Source organism: Mycolicibacterium sp. P4_G11 (assembly GCF_056555145.1).
Genome location: NZ_JBFUJW010000004.1, coordinates 289,153 through 305,985, shown reverse-complemented (window position 1 = coordinate 305,985; position 16,833 = coordinate 289,153). Strand labels below are relative to the sequence as shown.

Genomic DNA, 16,833 nt, shown 5'->3' with positions numbered 1-16,833 from the left:
ATCAGAAGTAGCCTTCCCGCTTGCGGTCTTCCATGCCGGCCTCGGAAATCCGGTCGTCTGCGCGGGTTGCACCGCGCTCGGTCAGTCGGGACACCGCGGTCTCGGCGATGACTTCTTCGACAGTCGAAGCCTCCGACTCGACGCAACCGGTGCAGGTGACGTCACCGACGGTGCGGAACCGCACGGTCTTGGTGATCACCGGTTCGTTCTCACCCGGCTTCAGGAACTCGTGCACCGCCAGCAGCATGCCGTCGCGCTCGAAGACCTGGCGCTCGTGCGCGTAGTAGATGCTCGGCAGCTCGATCTCCTCGGCGCCGATGTAGGCCCAGATGTCGTACTCGGTCCAGTTCGACAGCGGGAAGACGCGGATGTGCTCGCCCTTGCGGTGCCGGCCGTTGTACAGGTTCCACAGCTCGGGGCGCTGGTTCTTGGGGTCCCACTGACCGAACTCGTCGCGGAAGCTGAAGACGCGCTCCTTGGCGCGGGCCTTCTCCTCGTCGCGGCGGGCGCCACCGAAGGCTGCGTCGAACTTGTTCTCGCGGATGCCGCGCAGCAGCGACACGGTCTGCAGCGGGTTGCGCGACGGACCGTTGTCGACGACGCGTCCGGCGTCGATGTCCTCCTGCACGCTGGCCACGACCAGGCGCAAGCTGTGCTTCGCGACCAAAGCGTCGCGGGTGGCGATGACCTCTTCGAAGTTATGACCCGTGTCGACGTGCATGACGGGGAACGGCAGCCGGCCAGGCGCGAACGCCTTGATGGCCAGGTGGAGCATCACGATCGAGTCCTTGCCACCGGAGAACAGCAGCACCGGCCGCTCGAACTCCGCGGCGACCTCGCGGATGATGTGGATGGCCTCGGCCTCCAGCGATCGCAGATGGCTCAATTCGTATTTGGCGGCCCGGTGGTCCACCTTGGACGCCTCGGCGGCGTCGGGAGTGACGGTCATCATTTCCCCGTAAAGTTGGTAGAACTGGTCAAGTTAAGAACCATGGTCAGAATTTACGTGCCCGGTCCTACGGTGTCAACGGTTGTAACCACCGAGATCAGTCCGCAGCGACAGACACGTCAGCACCATCACTACCCGACAGGTAATTGATCCGGCGAGCAGCCGAGCGAACACTTCGATGCCATGAGCCCAAGTACCGGCGCCGAGGTCATGGCGCAGTTCATCCCGCAGTCCCCACTGGTCGCCAAGCTGGGCATCGTCGCCGAAGAGCTCGACGCCCCCGAGGTGCGGTTGCGGATGCCGTGGGATCCGTCCAACACCACGCTCGCCGACATGGTGCACGGCGGCGCGATCGCGGCGCTGGCCGATGTCACCGTGATGGCTGCGGCATGGTCGACCGAACAGGCACCCGAATCGCTGCGCGGCGTGACGATCTCGATGTCGGTCCAGTACCTGGCAGCGGCCCGGTCTACCGACCTGATCGCCGTCGGCCGCGTCCTGCATCGCGGAAAGTCCTTGGTGCACTGCGAAGTCGAGGTCTCGACGCCGTCCGGTGACCCGGTGGCCAAGGCCGTCGGCACCTACAAGATCGGCTGAGCGCGGACGCCGGATTCAGGCGGACGAAACGTAATGCCTCGGATTGCAGTCAGTATGTGACTGCAATCCGAGGCATAGACGCATATCCAGATCAGTGGGGCGCCTCGAGGTCGTAGACGGTGGCGCCGCCGACGTTGAGCTTGGCGAAATGCCCGGTGACCCACGCGGTGATCTCCGCGGCGCTCCCCCGTTCCCGACCACCGCCGGGCCCGGGTCCGCGCTTGTGATCACCCACGATGAAGTAGTGGATCTGGCCGTCCTCGACGTATTGGCGGAACTGCGCCAAGGTCGGCGCATTGTCGCCGCCGGAGAATCCGCCGATCGCCATCAACGACTTGCCGGTGCTCAATTCCAGGTCGCCGGCCTGGAAGGACCCGACCGTGGCGGCCGCCCAGCGGTTGTCAGCACCACGGATCAGGTTCTCGAGTTCGGCATTGGGGCCGTCACGCTCGGGGCCGCCAGGACCGCCGCCCGGCCAGGCATCGCCGCCGGGCCGCGGCGGACCGGACATCGAGCCGGGCCCGCTGCTGTGGGCTTGCGCCACGTTGTACAGCGTGAACGACGCCGAGCCGGCCAGACTTGCGGCAATCGCGATGCCGGCGATGACCGCCGTGAGACGTCCGGGGCGCGCTCCGACCGCCACGATGGCCACGGCCGCCAGGACGGCCACCACCGCGATGCCCCAGCGCAGGGCGGGCATCCAGTCCGGGGTACGCGACAGCAGCGCGAACGCCCACCCAGCGGAGCCGACCAGGAGCAACGCGAGGAGCAGGCGTGCCGACAATTTGCCTCGGCGCTGCCACAGATGCGTGACCGTCATACCGGCCAGCGCGGCGACCGCGGGCGCGAGCGCGACGTTGTAGTACGGGTGCACCGTGCCGTCCATGAAGCTGAACACCGTGCCGGTCACCAGAAGCCAACCGCCCCAGAGCAATACACCGGCGCGAAGAAGGTTAGGACGCGCTGCACCAGGACCGCCTGCGCGCAGAGCGCGGAGACTCGTCCACAGCAGCAGCACCAGACCGATCAACGCCACAGGCAGCAACCACGACACCTCGACGCCCATCGACGGACCGAACAGTCGGGTGATGCCGGCGTGCCCGCCGAAGAACAGGTTGTCGCGCATGCCCCCGCCGGGCCCGCCGCTGGGACGGTCGCCGCCGGTGATCCGCTCGATACCGTTGTAACCCAACGCCAGTTGCAACAGGCTGTTGTCGGAGGACCCGGCGATGTACGGGCGGGCGTCGGCGGGCCACAGGCTGACCAACGCGATGTACCAGCCGGCCGAGATCACCAGGGCCACACCGGATATCAGCAGCGCGCCGATCCGGCGTCCCACGCTGAAGGGCGCGGCGACCAGGAACGCGAGCGCGAGCCCCGGCACCGGCAGGAAGGCCTGCAGCATCTTGGTCAGGAAGGCGAAGCCGACGACCGCGCCGGTCAGCGCCATCCACCGGGCGGAGACGGTGAAGTCGGTGGACTGGATGGCCCGCACGGTGCAGTAGGCCGCGGTAATCAGTAGCAGTACGAGCAGTGCGTCGGGGTTGTTGAACCGGAACATCAGGGCCGCAACAGGAGTCACCGCCAGGACCAGGCCGGCCAGCAGTCCCGCGGCCGCGCCGCTGGTGCGGCGGACGGTCGCGTAGAGCATCCCGACGGCGGCCACACCCATCAGTGCCTGCGGCAGCAGCATGGTGAACGCGCTGAATCCGAACAGCCGGCCCGACAGGCCCATCAGCCACAAGGCGGCCGGCGGTTTGTCGACCGTGATGGCGTTGCCCGCGTCGAACGAGCCGAACAGCAGCGCTTCCCAGTTCTGGGTACCGGCCTGCGCCGCGGCGGCGTAGTAGGAGTTGGCCCAGCCCGACGAGCCGAGCGCCCACAGGTACAGCACCGCCGTCCCGGCCAGCAGGGTCAGCAGCGCGGACCGTTCCCAGACCGGGCGGGCCCAGATTGCCGGGCCGCGGCGGGCCTTCGGCAGCTGAGCGACGGTGGGTGCAGTGGCGATCACGAGTGGGTCTCCTCTGAAACAGTTGGTACGCAGGTCAATTCGTGCACTGGGTGGAACACCCTAAGTTGAACGCCGTGGGTGGAACACCCAACCGCGCAGCAGCACGAACCGCACCGCGGTCGCAACCAGGTTGGCGGCCACCAGCACACTCAATTCGAGGAGATGGTGGGCGTGCGGCGCGAACACGTGCAGGCCCGCCAGCGCGCCACTGGTGATCCCGAGGGCGATACCGAAGACGATCAATCCTTCGAACTGATGCCGGGTCGCACTCGCTGCTCCCCCGCCCGTGACGCCGAAAGTGAAGCGCCGGTTGGCGGCGGTGTTGACGATCGCGGTGAGCAGCAGGGCGACCAGGTTGGCCGTCTGCGCGCCGAGCGCGGCGTGCATCATCATGAACAGCAGCAGGTAGGCCAGGGTCGACGCGACGCCGATGGTCCCGAACCGGACAACTTGGCGCAGCAGCGAGCCGGGCGCGGCTGCTTTGGTCGACGAACCCAGCTGAGCGGCAATGGTATTCACCGGGATGCTGCCGTTGGCGAAACCGCGCAGCAGCCGGCCGACGCCTTTGAGGTCCGCGGCGGCGGTGGCGATGATGTCCACCCGGCTGTCTGGATCGTCGACCCAGTCGACCGGGACCTCGTGGATACGCAGGCCCGTGCGCTCGGCGAGCACCAGCAGCTCGGTGTCGAAGAACCAGCCGGTGTCTTCGACCAGCGGCAGCAGCGCGTGGGCCACGTCGGCCCGGATGGCCTTGAAGCCGCACTGGGCGTCGGAGAACTTCGCCGACAGCGCCCCACGCAGGATCAGGTTGTAGCAGCGCGAGATGAACTCCCGCTTCGGTCCCCGCACGACTCGGGAGGACCGGGCCAGCCGGGTGCCGATCGCCAGGTCGGAGTGGCCCGAGATCAGCGGGGCCACCAGCGGGCCGAGGGCGGCCAGGTCGGTGGAGAGATCGACGTCCATGTAGACCAGCACGGGAGACGGCGAGTGCGACCACACCTCGTGCAGCGCCCGGCCGCGGCCCTTGAGCTCCAGTCGCACGACGCGGACGTTGTCCAGTTCCGCGGCGAGCTCGGCTGCGACCCGTGGGGTGTCGTCGATGCTCGCGTTGTCGGCGATGGTGATCTGCACCGGGTACGGGAAGTGCTCTTCCAGGTGGCGGTGCAGCCGGCGGATCGAGCCGGGCAGTGCGACCTGCTCGTTGTAGACGGGGACCACGACGTCCAGCACCGGCACGCCGGCGGCCTGAGCAACAACCGCGGCATTCTGGCGGGTGGTAAAGCGGCGTTCCGTGTCGCTCTCGAGCAGGTTTGTCATGACACTGATTTTTCGGCCACAGCTTTAGGCCGCCATTGGGTGAAGCTATGCGGAAGCTATGTGTTTCGAGCCGGGCGGGTCAGGTCGTAGACAACGGTGTTGTCGACCGTGGTGGCGGTGAAGTGCTCGCTGACCCACGTGGCGATCTGCTGAGATTCCTGCTTGCTGTCGTCCTGGCCATGCGGTCCCCAGCCCATCTTGACGTCGCCCTCGACGAAGTAGTGGACCTGACCGGCCGCGACGTACTGCTGGAACTGCGCGAGCGTGGGCGCCGGATCGGTGCCGTTGAAGCCACCGATCGCCATCACCGGGACACGGGCCGCCAGCTGATAGCCGGCGGCGTTGTTGGAGCCGACGACGGCGGCCGCCCAGCGGTAGTGCGCGGCATCGTTGCCCAACAACGTGGTCAAGGCGGCCCCTGGGACCGGCGAATCGAGGAGCCCACCGCCCGGCCGAAACCCTTGCGGTGGTGCGCCCATCGCACGGCCCGATCCACCGGCCGAGGCCTTGCCGTGTCCGGGCCGTGGCCCCCAGCCGGCGCTGTGCCCGCCGGGACCACTCACGGACGGCATCGCCCCGGTATGCGAAACCTTCGCGGTGGCAATCGAATATGCGGTTGGGGCGGCCAGGCAAACCAGGACCGCCGTGGCCGCCACCAGGCGCGCGGGTCCGAATCGTGGCGGCGCGAGCAGCAGCAGTGCGGCGACCGCGCCCACGATCAGTACCGACGTCCGCAACCAGGTCACCTCACCGCGGCCCAGCAGAATCGCGGCCAGCGCCGCCGTGGCCACCACGGTGCTCGCCATGGTCAGTCGGGCCGGCCACGCAGTGCGATTGCGCCACAACAGGATCGACCCGATACCGACGCACGCACCGATGGCCGGAGCCAGCGCGACGGTGTAGTACTGATGCACGATGCCGTTGGCGAAGCTGAACACCGCGGCGGTGAACACCAGCCACCCGCCCCACAGGATCAGGGCGGCCCGGGTCGGATCGGTTCGCGGCGCCCGCCGGGTGAGCACCAGTCCGGCGACCAGACAGATCAGCGCCGCAGGCAGGAGCCAGCCCGCGTAGCTGCCCATGCTCGCACCCACCAGCCGGTCCCACCCGACGTCGAAGTTCGGGTTGCCCAGTCCGCCGGGCTCATTTCCGCTGAGCCGGCCGACGCCGTTGTACCCGAGCGCCAGTTCGATGATCGAATCATGTTGCGATCCACCGACATATGGACGCGACGACGCGGGCCACAATTCGACCAGCAGCAGGTACCACCCACCGGAGACGATCATCGCCACGGCGGCGCCGAGCAGGCGCCACAGCCGGGTACGTACCGACAGCGGCCCGGCCACCAAGTACGCAGCCGCGAAGGCCGGCAGCACCAGGAACGCCTGCAGCATCTTGGCCAGGAACGCGAACCCGGCGGCCACCCCCGCGGCGATCAACCACCAACGGCCCGCGTCCTTTTCGCAGGCGCGTTGCACGCAGTACGCACCGATCACGAGAAGCAGCACCAAGAGTGCGTCGGGGTTGTTGAACCGGAACATCAAGGTGGCCACCGGCGTCAGCGCGAACACCGCACCGGCGATCAAGGCGGCGGCAGGACCTGCGGCGCGGCGCACGGCGGAATACAGCACCGCGACCGCGGCCACTCCCATCACGGTCTGCGGCACCAGGATGCTCCAGGAGCTGAGCCCGAACAGCCGCACCGAGAGGTCCATCACCCACAGCGCACCCGGGGTCTTGTCGACGGTGATGGCATTGCCGGAGTCGCTGGCGCCGAACAACATTGCGGTCCAGTCGCTGGCTCCGGCCTGTGCCGCGGCTGAATAGAAACTGTTGGCCCAACCACTCACCGACAGGTTCCACAGGTACAGCACAGCGGTACCCGCCAGCAGCAGTCCGAGCTGGAGTCGCTCGCCCAGCGGGCGGCGTAGTACAGGAGTCACCAGTCTGATTGTGAGTGCGCTGGTTAGGCGGATGTCGAGGCGACGCTATGCGGTGGCTGTGAGGCCGAACCTGCCGGGCCCGCGGGCAGGCGCACCGTGAACACCGTCGCTCCGGGTCGGCTGTCGACGCTGATGGTGCCGCTGTGCGCCTTGACCACCGCGGCGACGATCGCCAGGCCCAGCCCGGTGCTGCCGGCCTGGCGGGACCGCGACGAGTCACCGCGCGCGAACCGCTCGAACACCTCGGGCTGCAAGGTTTTTGGAATGCCCGGGCCATCGTCGGCGATGCTGATCACCGTGGCGTCCGAATCAGCGGACAGGGCGATCGTCACCGACGTGCCCGCCGGCGTGTGCGTGCGCGCATTCGCCAGCAGGTTCACCAGCACCTGGTGCAGCCGCGCCGGGTCACCCTCGATGGTGACGGGTTCGTCGGGCAGGTCCAGCGACCAGTCGTGATCGGGACCGGCGACGTGGGCGTCGCTGACGGCGTCGACGACCAGTTGGGACAGGTCGACGGTCTCCATCTCCAGCGGCCGGCCGGCGTCGAGCCGGGCCAGCAGCAGCATGTCCTCGACGAGCCGGGTCATGCGCGCCGTCTCGGATTCGACGCGGTTCATCGCGTGGGCGACGTCTTCTGGTAGCTGGTCGCTCTTGCGTTGCGCCAGTTCGGTATAGCCGCGGATCGCGGCGAGCGGGGTGCGGAGCTCGTGACTGGCGTCGGCCACGAACTGGCGTACCCGCGTCTCACTGGCATGACGGGCCGCGAGCGCGCCGGCGACCCGGTCCAGCATGCGGTTCAGCGCCGAACCCAACTGGCCGACCTCGGTGTGCGCGGCGACCGGGTCGACGTGCACGATCTCCGCCGGCAACTGCACCTCGCCCCGGTCCAGTTCGCGGTCGGCCACATCGCGCGCGGCGGCGGAAACCCTTGACAGCGGGGCGAGTTGGCGCCGGATGATCCACACCCCGACCACTGTCGCCCCGATCAGCGCCAACGCCCCCACCGCGCAGAACATCCCGAGCACCCACAGCAGGGTGTTGTCGACATGTCGGGTGGGCAGGCCGGTCACGATGGTCTGCGGACCGCCGTGCCGGGGATGCAGACCGATGACGCGGTAGCTGCCCAGCCCGTCGATGTCCATGGTCCGAACCTTGCGATCCGGCCGTATCTGCGCCAATTGCGCTGTGGCCGTGGTGCTTACCGAGTTGCGACTGCCCTCGGAGGTGATGACGCCGGCGTCGACCTGCCCGCGGAACACCACCGCCCCGACGGTACCGACGGCCTGCCCTGGCGCGTTGAGGAAGCCCGGGCCGGGGCCGGCCTCAGGGTCGAACCGCATCCGGAAATGCGGGTCCATGGACGGCCGCGGCACGCCGCCGGTCAATGGCGGGGCCATCGGCGGTGGCGGCAGTTCGAAGATGGCGGCAGAGCGCCGACCGGCCTCCAGTACCTGGTCGTCCAACTGGTGCAGCAGAAAGCGTTGCAGCGCAAATTCGGTCGCCGCGCCGACCCCGATGATGACCAGTGCCAGCAGCAGCACCTGGGTGACCAGCAGACGGACCCGCAGCGACCAGGTCCGCGGCTGCCAGATCCGCGTGCCGGCCGCCTCAGCGGGCAGGTCGGAGGACATATCCGGCGCCACGCAGGGTGTGGATCATGGGGTCGCGTCCGCTGTCGATCTTCTTGCGCAGGTAGGACACATACAGCTCAACGATGTTGGAGCGGCCGCCGAAGTCGTAGCTCCACACCCGGTCGAGGATCTGTGCCTTGCTCAGCACCCGCTTGGAGTTCCGCATCATGTACCGGAGCAGCTCGAACTCGGTGGCGGTCAAGGTGATCTGCTCACCGGCGCGCGTCACCTCGTGACTGTCCTCGTCGAGCACCAGATCGCCGACGACGATCTGCGCGCCACCGGCCTCGTTGGCCACCCCGGTGCGCCGCAGCAGCGCGCGCAGCCGCAGCACCACTTCCTCGATGCTGAACGGTTTGGTGACGTAGTCGTCGCCACCTGCGGTCAGGCCGGCGATACGGTCCTCGACCGAGTCCTTCGCGGTCAGCAGCAGCAGGGGCAGTCCGGGAATCTGTTCGCGGAGCTTGCGGAGTACGTCGAGCCCGCTCATGTCGGGCAGCATGACGTCCAGCACGACCACGTCGGGCGGGTTGTCCTTGGCCAGCGAAATCGCGGTGGCACCGTCGCCGGCTGTGGCGATATCCCAGCCTTCGTAGCGCAACGCCATGGAGACGAGCTCGGCCAGGACGGGTTCGTCGTCGACCACGAGGACGTTGATCGGTTTGCCGTCGGCGCGGTGCATGACGACGCGTTGGGCTTCACTGTCACGGGCGGTGCTGCTGGGACCTGTCACAGCTCCATTATTCGCGCCGGTGTGGGCCAGTACTGTGACAACTCTATGTGCGAGCTGTGAATCTCGATCCGCCGAAACGCGAGATCAGCCGCTAGCCCTGGGGGTTGGTGTCGGGCGACTGTCCGACGAACAGCGGCGCCTTACCCGTGATCGAGGGTGCCGCGAAGGTGACCGGTGCGGTCGTGGTGGTGGAAATCAGCGTGGTGTTGGCATTCATCGTCTCCGATGGCCCGGCCACCATGCCGGCACATACCGCCGCCGCACCCATCACTGCGCTACCACCGATGATGGCGATTGCCCACTTCATGCTGATGCCGGAAGTCTCTGTTCGACTCATGGCTTGCCTCCCGTGTACTTGGGACCACTGCGCTGCGCCGCGTCGTCGGGACGCGCGGCCGGTCATATGCCTCAAGTCAAGCGCGCCAATCTGGCAACGCACTGAATCGCTTCTGGCAGTTCGCCCTTCATAGCCCGGTGATTCGAGTCTGGGCCGCGGCGGAGGCATCTCCGCCACGGCCCAGACTTCATCAGCCCGGGTCCTGCCCCGGGTACAGCGGAGCGGGCCCGGTGATCGCCGGCGCGGCGCTGATGATCGGTCCAACCGTCGTGGCGCTGACAACGGAACTGACTGAGGTGCCGTTGGCCGATGTCGATTGCAGGGACTGTGCCTGCGCTCCAACAAACACAAGAGTCGTGACACCGAAGATCATGCTCCCGGCGATAACGCCGATGGCCCACTTGTTGTTTGCTTCAGAATTCTTGGTTTGACTCATCGCGGGTCTCCCACCTAGACGCGATCTGCCACGATTTCGCCACACCGTTGGGGCACGCAGCCGGCCATATATTTTCAAGTCGCCCCGACCGTCAGGTATTCCACCGAATCAGAACTGGTCGGGTCACCGGCTCAGGAACAGGGCGGCCGCGGCCATCGGGCGCCAATCCCGCGCTAGTGCGCCGGGATCTCTTAACCTGTCCAGATGCGGTTTCCAGCGAGCGGCCCATGACGCGGTTCCTGATCCGCCGATTGTTCAACTACGCGATCCTGTTGACGCTGGCGACGTTCCTCACCTTCGCGCTGACGTCGGTGACCTTCCACCCGCTGGACAACCTGCTGCAGCGAAACCCCCGCCCGCCGCAATCGGTCATCGACGCCAAGGCACACGACCTCGGCCTCGACAAGTCGCTCTTGCCGCGCTACGCCAACTGGGTATCCGGCGCGGTACACGGGGACTTCGGAAAAACCGTTACCGGGCAACCGGTTTCCGAAGAGCTGGGACGACGGGTGTGGACCAGCCTGCGGCTGGTGGCCATCGGGTCGATCCTCGGGTCCATCATCGGCGTGATCATCGGGGCGTGGGGCGCCATCCGGCAGTACCGCCTCTCCGATCGGACCGTCACCGTGCTGGCACTGCTGATTCTCAGTGCGCCGACGTTCGTCATCGCCAACCTGCTGATTCTGGGCGCACTCGGCGTCAACGAGGTATTGGGCTTCCAACTGTTCCAGTACACCGGCGAAACGTCGCCCTACGCGGCGGGCGGCTGGCACGGGTTCGTCGACCGGCTGCAGCATCTGGTGCTGCCGACCACCACCCTCGCGCTCGGCGCCATCGCCGGGTACAGCCGCTACCAGCGCAACGCGATGCTCGACGTGCTCGGGCAGGATTTCATCCGGACCGCCCGCGCCAAGGGCCTGACCCGGCGCCAGGCGCTCTTCAAACACGGCCTGCGCACCGCGTTGATCCCGATGGCCACGCTGTTCGCCTACGGGGTCGCGGGCCTGGTCACCGGCGCGGTGTTCGTCGAGAAGATCTTCGGTTGGCATGGCATGGGCGAATGGATGGTGCAGGGCATCAACGGCCAGGACGCCAACATCGTCGCCGCGTTCACCTTGTTCTCCGGGACGACGATCCTGATCGGCGGGCTGCTGTCCGACGTCGTCTACGCCGCCCTCGACCCCCGGGTGCGAGTCTCATGAGCGTCCAGTTCGGAATTCCCCGCGCCCGATTCGCCTCCCGGCGCACTCTGGTCGCGCGGCGGTTCGTCCGCAACCGTCCCGCGGTTGTCTCGCTCGTGCTGCTGGTGGCGCTGTTCGTCGGCTGCTACGCGCTGCCGCCGCTGCTCCCCTACGCGTACACCGACATGGACTTCAACGCCCTGCTGCAACCGCCGGACGGCCGGCACCTGTTCGGCACCAACGCCCTCGGGCAGGACATCCTGGCGCAGACGCTGCGGGGAATGCAGAAGTCGATGCTGATCGGTGTCTGCGTGGCGGTGATCTCGACGGTCATCGCCGCTACGGTGGGCTCGGTCGCGGGCTACTTCGGTGGCTGGCGAGACCGGGTGCTGATGTGGATCGTCGACCTGCTGCTGGTGATCCCCGGCTTCATCCTGATCGCGGTCGTGACGCCCCGCATCCGGCACGAGAGCACCGTGCTGTGGCTGGTGATCCTGCTGGCGGCGTTCTCGTGGATGATCAGCTCGCGCATGGTGCGCGGTCTGACCATGAGCCTGCGCGAACGCGAGTTCGTCACGGCCGCACGGTATATGGGTGTCAGCAATGCTCGGATCATCGCCCGGCACATCGTGCCGAACGTGGCGTCCATCCTGATCATCGACACCACCCTCAACGTCGGTGTGGCGATCCTGGCCGAAACCGGTTTGAGTTACCTGGGTTTCGGTGTGCAGCCACCCGACGTGTCGCTGGGCACGTTGATCGCCGACGGCACCCCGTCGGTCACCACATTCCCCTGGGTGTTCCTGTTCCCGGCCGGGGTGCTGGTCCTGATCGTGCTGTGCGCCAACCTGATCGGCGACGGCTTGCGTGACGCGCTCGATCCCTCGGCACGGCCGCGGCGACGGGTGGTGAAGCGATGAGCGCACCATTGCTCGAGGTCCGCGACCTCACCGTCAACTTCCAGACCGCCGACGAGGACGTCTCGGCGGTGCGAGGCATGAACTTTCACATCGCCCCGGGCGAGGTGCTGGCACTGGTCGGCGAGTCCGGTGCCGGTAAATCGGCGACGGCCATGGCGGTGGTGGGGCTGCTACCCGAACACGCCCAGGTGACGGGTTCGGTGAAACTGCAGGGCAAGCAGCTCGTCGGACTCGACGACGACGCCATGTCCGAGGTGCGCGGTCGCGTGATCGGCACGGTGTTCCAGGATCCCATGTCGGCACTCACCCCGGTCTACACCGTCGGCGACCAGATCGCCGAAGCCCTTCGCGTGCATGACCGTTCGGTGGACCGGCGGACCGCACGCAAGCGGGCGATCGAGTTGCTGGAGCTGGTCGGCATCAAGCAGCCCGCGGCCCGCGCTCGGGCGTTCCCGCACGAGCTGTCGGGTGGCGAGCGGCAGCGCGTCGTCATCGCCACCGCGATCGCCAACGACCCCGACCTCATCATCTGCGACGAACCCACCACGGCCCTCGACGTCACCGTGCAGGCGCAGATTCTCGACGTGCTGCGCACCGCCCGCGACGTCACCGGTGCCGGGGTGCTGATGATCACGCACGATCTGGGTGTGGTCGCCGAATTCGCCGACCGCGCCATGGTGATGTACGCCGGCCGGGCGGTGGAGAAGGCGCCGGTGTCGAACCTGTACCGCGACCGGGTGATGCCGTACACCGTCGGTCTACTGGGATCGGTGCCGCGGCTCGACGCACAGCAGGGCTCGCGGCTGGTGCCGATCCCCGGCGCACCGCCGTCGATGGCGGGGCTGCGACCGGGTTGCCCCTTCGCGCCCCGGTGCCCGCTCGCCGACGACGACTGCCGGGCGGCCGAGCCTGCGTTGCTCGACATCGCCCCCGGACACGCTGCCGCGTGCATCCACACCGACCAGGTGACGGGCCGCACTGCAGCCGAAATCTACGGGGTGGCAACCGAACCCGAGGTCGTTGCCGAGGACGACGCCGACCGGCCGGTGGTGCTCGCGGTCAGCGACCTGGTCAAGACCTTCAAGCTCAGTGGCGGGATGTTGCGGCGCAAGACCGGCGAGCTGCGTGCCGTCGACGGTGTCAGCCTGCAGCTGCAGCAGGGCCGCACCCTGGGCATCGTCGGCGAATCTGGCTCCGGCAAGACCACGACGCTGCATCAGATTCTGAATCTGACCGCGCCGCAATCGGGTTCGATCACGGTACTCGGCCATGACGTGGCCGGCCTGAACCGCGACACGCGGCGGGAGCTGCGCGGCGACCTGCAGGTGGTGTTCCAGGACCCGGTTGCGGCGCTGGACCCACGGCTGCCGGTATTTGACGTCTTGGCCGAACCGTTGCGGGTCGGCGGCTTCGACAAGAACCGCATCGAGGACCGCGTCACCGAACTACTCGGCATCGTCGGCCTCCGGCACGAGGACGCTGCTCGCTATCCCGCCGAGTTCTCCGGGGGCCAGAAACAACGCATCGGCATCGCCCGGGCGCTGGCCCGTCAGCCCAAGATTCTGGCGCTCGACGAACCGGTGTCGGCGCTCGACGTGTCGATCCAGGCAGGCATCATCAACCTGCTGCTCGACCTGCAGCAGCGCTTCGACCTGTCGTATCTGTTTGTCTCGCATGATCTTTCGGTGGTCCGACATCTGGCTCACACCGTGGCCGTGATGTACAAGGGCGCTGTCGTCGAACAGGGTGACGCCGCACAGGTTTTCGGTGACCCGCAGGATCCCTACACCCAGCGGTTGCTCAATGCCGTGCCGCAACCGGGAGGAGAGTGATGGGTTCCCGTCGCAGTCGGTTGCTCGTCGTGCTGGTGTCCATCGTCGCGCTGGTCGCCGTACTGGGCGGCTGCTCGAGTGAATACAGCGGATCCAGTGCCGGCGCACCGAAACTCGGTGCGGCCAACGACCTCAACCCGCGAGACCCCGCAACCTTGATGGACGGCGGGAATCTGCGCTTGGCGCTCACCGCGTTTCCGGACAACTTCAACACGCTGAACATCGACGGCAACACCGTTGACACCGCCTCGATCCTCAGGCCGACCCTGCCGCGGGCCTTCATCGTCGGCCCCGACGGTTCGACAACCGTCAACCACAACTACTTCACCGACATCCAGCTGACCAGCACCAACCCGCAGGTGGTCACCTACACCATCAACCCCAAGGCGGTGTGGAGCGACGGCACCCCACTCACCTGGGAAGACATCGCCGCCCAGGTCACCGCGACGACGGGCAAGGACCCGAGGTTCCAGATCGCCAGCCCCAACGGCAGTGAGCGGGTGGCCTCGGTGACCCGCGGTGTGGACGACCGGCAGGCGGTCATGACGTTCACCCGGCCCTACGCCGACTGGCGCGGCATGTTCGCGGGCAACGGCATGCTGCTGCCGAAGGTGTCCACGACCGATCCCGAGGTGTTCAACAAGGGGCAGCTGACCAAGCCGGGGCCGTCGGCGGGTCCGTTCGTCATCTCGAACGTCGACCGCGGTGCGCAGCGAATCACGTTGACCCGCAACCCCCGATGGTGGGGCGCCCGGCCGCTGCTGGACAGCATCACGTTCCTCGTGCTCGACGATTCGGCACGCATCCCGGCGCTGCAGAACAACGCCATCGATGCCACCGGGCTGGGGTCACTCGACGACATGGTGCGCGCCCGGCGCACCAAAGGTGTCGACATCCGCACCGCGCCGGGCCCCACCTGGTCGCACCTGACCTTCAATGGCGCGCCCGGTTCGATCCTGCACGACCCGGCGCTGCGTCACGCGATTGCGATGGGCATCGACCGCAAGACCATCGTCACCGTCCTTCAGCACGGCCTGGTCGACAACCCGGTACCGCTGAACAACCACATCTACGTCGCAGGCCAAGCGGGCTACCAGAACAACAGCGGCGGGACACCTTTCGACCCGGTGGCGGCACGGAGCGAGCTCGACTCGTTGGGCTGGAAGCTGCCGGCAGGCCGCTCGGTACGAGAGAAAGACGGCCGGCCGTTGACCGTGCGGCTCGTCTTCTATGACGCCTCCGGGGGCCGGCAGATCGGGCAGATCGCCCAGAAGACGCTCGCCGACATCGGCGTCCGGCTCGATTTGGTGGTGTCCTCGGGCGCAGACCTGTTCAGCCAGTACATCATTCCCGGCAACTTCGACATCGCCGCCTTCGCCTGGCAGGGCGACGCCTTCCCCTTGAGCGGTCTGACCCAGATCTATGCCTCCGACGGCGAGAGCAACTTCGGCAAGGTCGGCACACCCGAGATCGACGCCAAGATCGAACAGACCCTCGACGAATTGGAGCCGGCCAAGGCGCAGGCGCTGGCCAATCAGCTGGACCGGATGCTGTGGGCCGAGACGTTCAGCCTGCCGCTCGCCCAGTCCCCCGGAAATGTCGCGGTCCGAAACACTTTGGCCAACTTCGGGCCAGCGGGCCTGGGCGACTTGAACTACATGACGATCGGATTCACCAAGTCCTGAGCTGCCGGATGGCCCGGGGCAGCCCGGCCGGTACCAACGACTCGGCGGCCGCGGCCGTCGTGATGCCCCGAATCATCAGGCGCACCGGGAAATCCAGCGGCGCGTTGTCCAATTCCGTTGCCCGGTCGGGCAATCCGGCATAGTCACCGGCGCACACCGCGCCGGCGATGGTCAGTGCCGAGCCCTCCCGCATGTCGAGCACGCTGTGGCCCGCACTGGGCAGTTCCAGCAGTACGGCGCCCGGGATCAGCGCGGCGACCCGCTGCGCCACGGCCGGTGGCGTGATCAGATCCCGGCCACCGGAGATCACCACGGCAGGCCAGTCGAATGCCGGCATCGCGGCCACCAGGTCGAACGGTTCGGCGACGAATTCCGGGTCGCCGGTGGCGGATTCGCGATACGCCAGCGCCGGGTCGATCGGCAGACCGTCGGGCTCGGGGGCGTAGTTGAGCTCCTGGTAGCCGATGTGCTCGACCAGATCGGGTTCATGCCGGTATGGCGTCTTGCTCTCGAACAGCAGCTTCGTGCTGTGCCCGATGGCATGCCACAGCAGGCCCCGGCCGGTGAGTAGCAATTCGAGCTGCTGCTCCAATACGTCGGGACCGACCAGGCCGTACAGCCCGGTCGCCAGTTGCACCACCCAGGGCGTCAGTTGCCCGTCCGCGGCCAGGCCACGCACCCGGTTCGCCAGGCCCTCGGTCGACGGGGCGGTGCCGTCCCACAACACGGCCCGGGTCGCGTCGCGCACCGCATCGATGTCATCGGCGCAGAGCAGTGGTGAGTCGAGCACCATCGCGTGCACGTGATCGGGGTGACGCACGCCGACGCCCGCCGCCAGGTAGCTGCCGTACGACGTGCCGTACACCACTGCCGACTCGACGCCGGCGTCGTCCAGAACCGCCGCGATGTCGTCGACCGCGGCCTCGATGGTCAGCGCCTCCGCGGGCAGGTCAGCGCCGGCGTCGTCGTGCCGGGACATCCCGATGCCACGGTGCTCGACCATGATGACGTCCAGACCGGCAGCCGTCGCCCGGCGGCGCAGGTTCCGGTAATGCCCGATCGACGCCGCACCCGGCCCGCCCGGAATGATCACCAGCGGATGCTCAGCCGGCGGCCCGGTCCGCACATAGAACAGATCGAATTCCTCTGCACCACTTGACCGGACCGGTCGCCGCACCGACCGCACCCCGGGCAGCGCAGCGAGCTTGTCGTGCGCGCGGCGGCGTTTGGCGTTCATGGTCATCAGCACCCATTGTGCCGC

At 67.6% G+C, this 16,833-nt stretch carries 14 protein-coding genes; 5 read left to right on the top strand and 9 right to left on the bottom strand.

From position 1 onward, the window contains the following. Window position 1: 1 nt before the first annotated feature. The gene (cysD, locus tag AC1U2B_RS11005; RefSeq protein ID WP_480216823.1) at window positions 2–949 is read right to left on the bottom strand and encodes a sulfate adenylyltransferase subunit CysD; all 948 of its coding nucleotides are present in this window, start codon (window positions 947–949) and stop codon (window positions 2–4) included. A 183-nt stretch (window positions 950–1,132) separates the two neighbouring features. Here cysD and AC1U2B_RS11000 point away from each other — a divergent pair, with 183 nt between their 5' ends. Then, the gene (locus AC1U2B_RS11000) at window positions 1,133–1,546 is read left to right on the top strand and encodes a PaaI family thioesterase (protein ID WP_480216822.1); all 414 of its coding nucleotides are present in this window, start codon (window positions 1,133–1,135) and stop codon (window positions 1,544–1,546) included. Window positions 1,547–1,637: 91 nt separating this feature from the next. Here AC1U2B_RS11000 and AC1U2B_RS10995 read toward each other — a convergent pair whose 3' ends face one another. The 7 genes from AC1U2B_RS10995 to AC1U2B_RS10965 all read right to left on the bottom strand — a co-directional run bounded on the left by AC1U2B_RS10995 (window position 1,638) and on the right by AC1U2B_RS10965 (window position 9,954). After that, entirely contained in the window at window positions 1,638–3,557 is a 1,920-nt protein-coding gene (locus AC1U2B_RS10995; RefSeq protein ID WP_480216821.1) for an ArnT family glycosyltransferase, read from the bottom strand. A gap of 60 nt (window positions 3,558–3,617) precedes the next feature. Further along, window positions 3,618–4,874, bottom strand: coding sequence for a bifunctional glycosyltransferase family 2/GtrA family protein (locus AC1U2B_RS10990; RefSeq protein WP_480216820.1), 1,257 nt, complete (start codon window positions 4,872–4,874; stop codon window positions 3,618–3,620). Between the two features lie 56 nt (window positions 4,875–4,930). Continuing rightward, window positions 4,931–6,826, bottom strand: coding sequence for a glycosyltransferase family 39 protein (locus tag AC1U2B_RS10985; RefSeq protein WP_480216867.1), 1,896 nt, complete (start codon window positions 6,824–6,826; stop codon window positions 4,931–4,933). A 14-nt stretch (window positions 6,827–6,840) separates the two neighbouring features. Beyond that, complete coding sequence (locus AC1U2B_RS10980; protein ID WP_480216819.1) at window positions 6,841–8,448, bottom strand: sensor histidine kinase; 1,608 nt, start codon at window positions 8,446–8,448, stop codon at window positions 6,841–6,843. Further along, complete coding sequence (locus AC1U2B_RS10975) at window positions 8,426–9,130, bottom strand: response regulator transcription factor (protein ID WP_043397151.1); 705 nt, start codon at window positions 9,128–9,130, stop codon at window positions 8,426–8,428. The genes AC1U2B_RS10980 and AC1U2B_RS10975 overlap by 23 nt, the downstream gene beginning before the upstream one ends. Before the next feature lie 142 nt (window positions 9,131–9,272). Continuing rightward, window positions 9,273–9,518: a hypothetical protein gene (locus tag AC1U2B_RS10970; RefSeq protein WP_480216818.1), complete on the bottom strand. Its 246-nt coding sequence runs from the start codon at window positions 9,516–9,518 to the stop codon at window positions 9,273–9,275. A gap of 190 nt (window positions 9,519–9,708) precedes the next feature. After that, on the bottom strand, window positions 9,709–9,954 hold the full coding sequence (locus tag AC1U2B_RS10965) for a hypothetical protein (protein ID WP_043987187.1): 246 nt from the start codon (window positions 9,952–9,954) through the stop codon (window positions 9,709–9,711). 227 nt (window positions 9,955–10,181) lie between these two features. Here AC1U2B_RS10965 and AC1U2B_RS10960 point away from each other — a divergent pair, with 227 nt between their 5' ends. Genes AC1U2B_RS10960 through AC1U2B_RS10945 form a run of 4 tightly spaced genes read left to right on the top strand, consistent with a single transcriptional unit; the run spans window position 10,182 to window position 15,572 of the window. Beyond that, window positions 10,182–11,156, top strand: coding sequence for an oligopeptide ABC transporter permease OppB (locus tag AC1U2B_RS10960; protein WP_480216817.1), 975 nt, complete (start codon window positions 10,182–10,184; stop codon window positions 11,154–11,156). Beyond that, window positions 11,153–12,055: an oligopeptide ABC transporter permease OppC gene (locus AC1U2B_RS10955; RefSeq protein WP_480216816.1), complete on the top strand. Its 903-nt coding sequence runs from the start codon at window positions 11,153–11,155 to the stop codon at window positions 12,053–12,055. Before AC1U2B_RS10960 ends, AC1U2B_RS10955 begins: the two co-directional genes overlap by 4 nt. After that, a complete protein-coding gene (locus AC1U2B_RS10950) occupies window positions 12,052–13,887 on the top strand; it encodes an oligopeptide ABC transporter ATP-binding protein OppD (protein WP_480216815.1) in 1,836 nt (611 codons plus the stop codon). The genes AC1U2B_RS10955 and AC1U2B_RS10950 overlap by 4 nt, the downstream gene beginning before the upstream one ends. After that, window positions 13,887–15,572 carry an oligopeptide ABC transporter substrate-binding protein OppA gene (locus AC1U2B_RS10945; protein WP_480216814.1) on the top strand — a complete coding sequence of 562 codons (1,686 nt, stop codon included), beginning with the start codon at window positions 13,887–13,889 and terminating at the stop codon, window positions 15,570–15,572. The genes AC1U2B_RS10950 and AC1U2B_RS10945 overlap by 1 nt, the downstream gene beginning before the upstream one ends. Here AC1U2B_RS10945 and AC1U2B_RS10940 read toward each other — a convergent pair. Continuing rightward, window positions 15,559–16,815: an alpha/beta hydrolase gene (locus AC1U2B_RS10940; protein ID WP_480216813.1), complete on the bottom strand. Its 1,257-nt coding sequence runs from the start codon at window positions 16,813–16,815 to the stop codon at window positions 15,559–15,561. The genes AC1U2B_RS10945 and AC1U2B_RS10940 overlap by 14 nt on opposite strands. Between the last annotated feature and the right edge of the window lie 18 nt (window positions 16,816–16,833).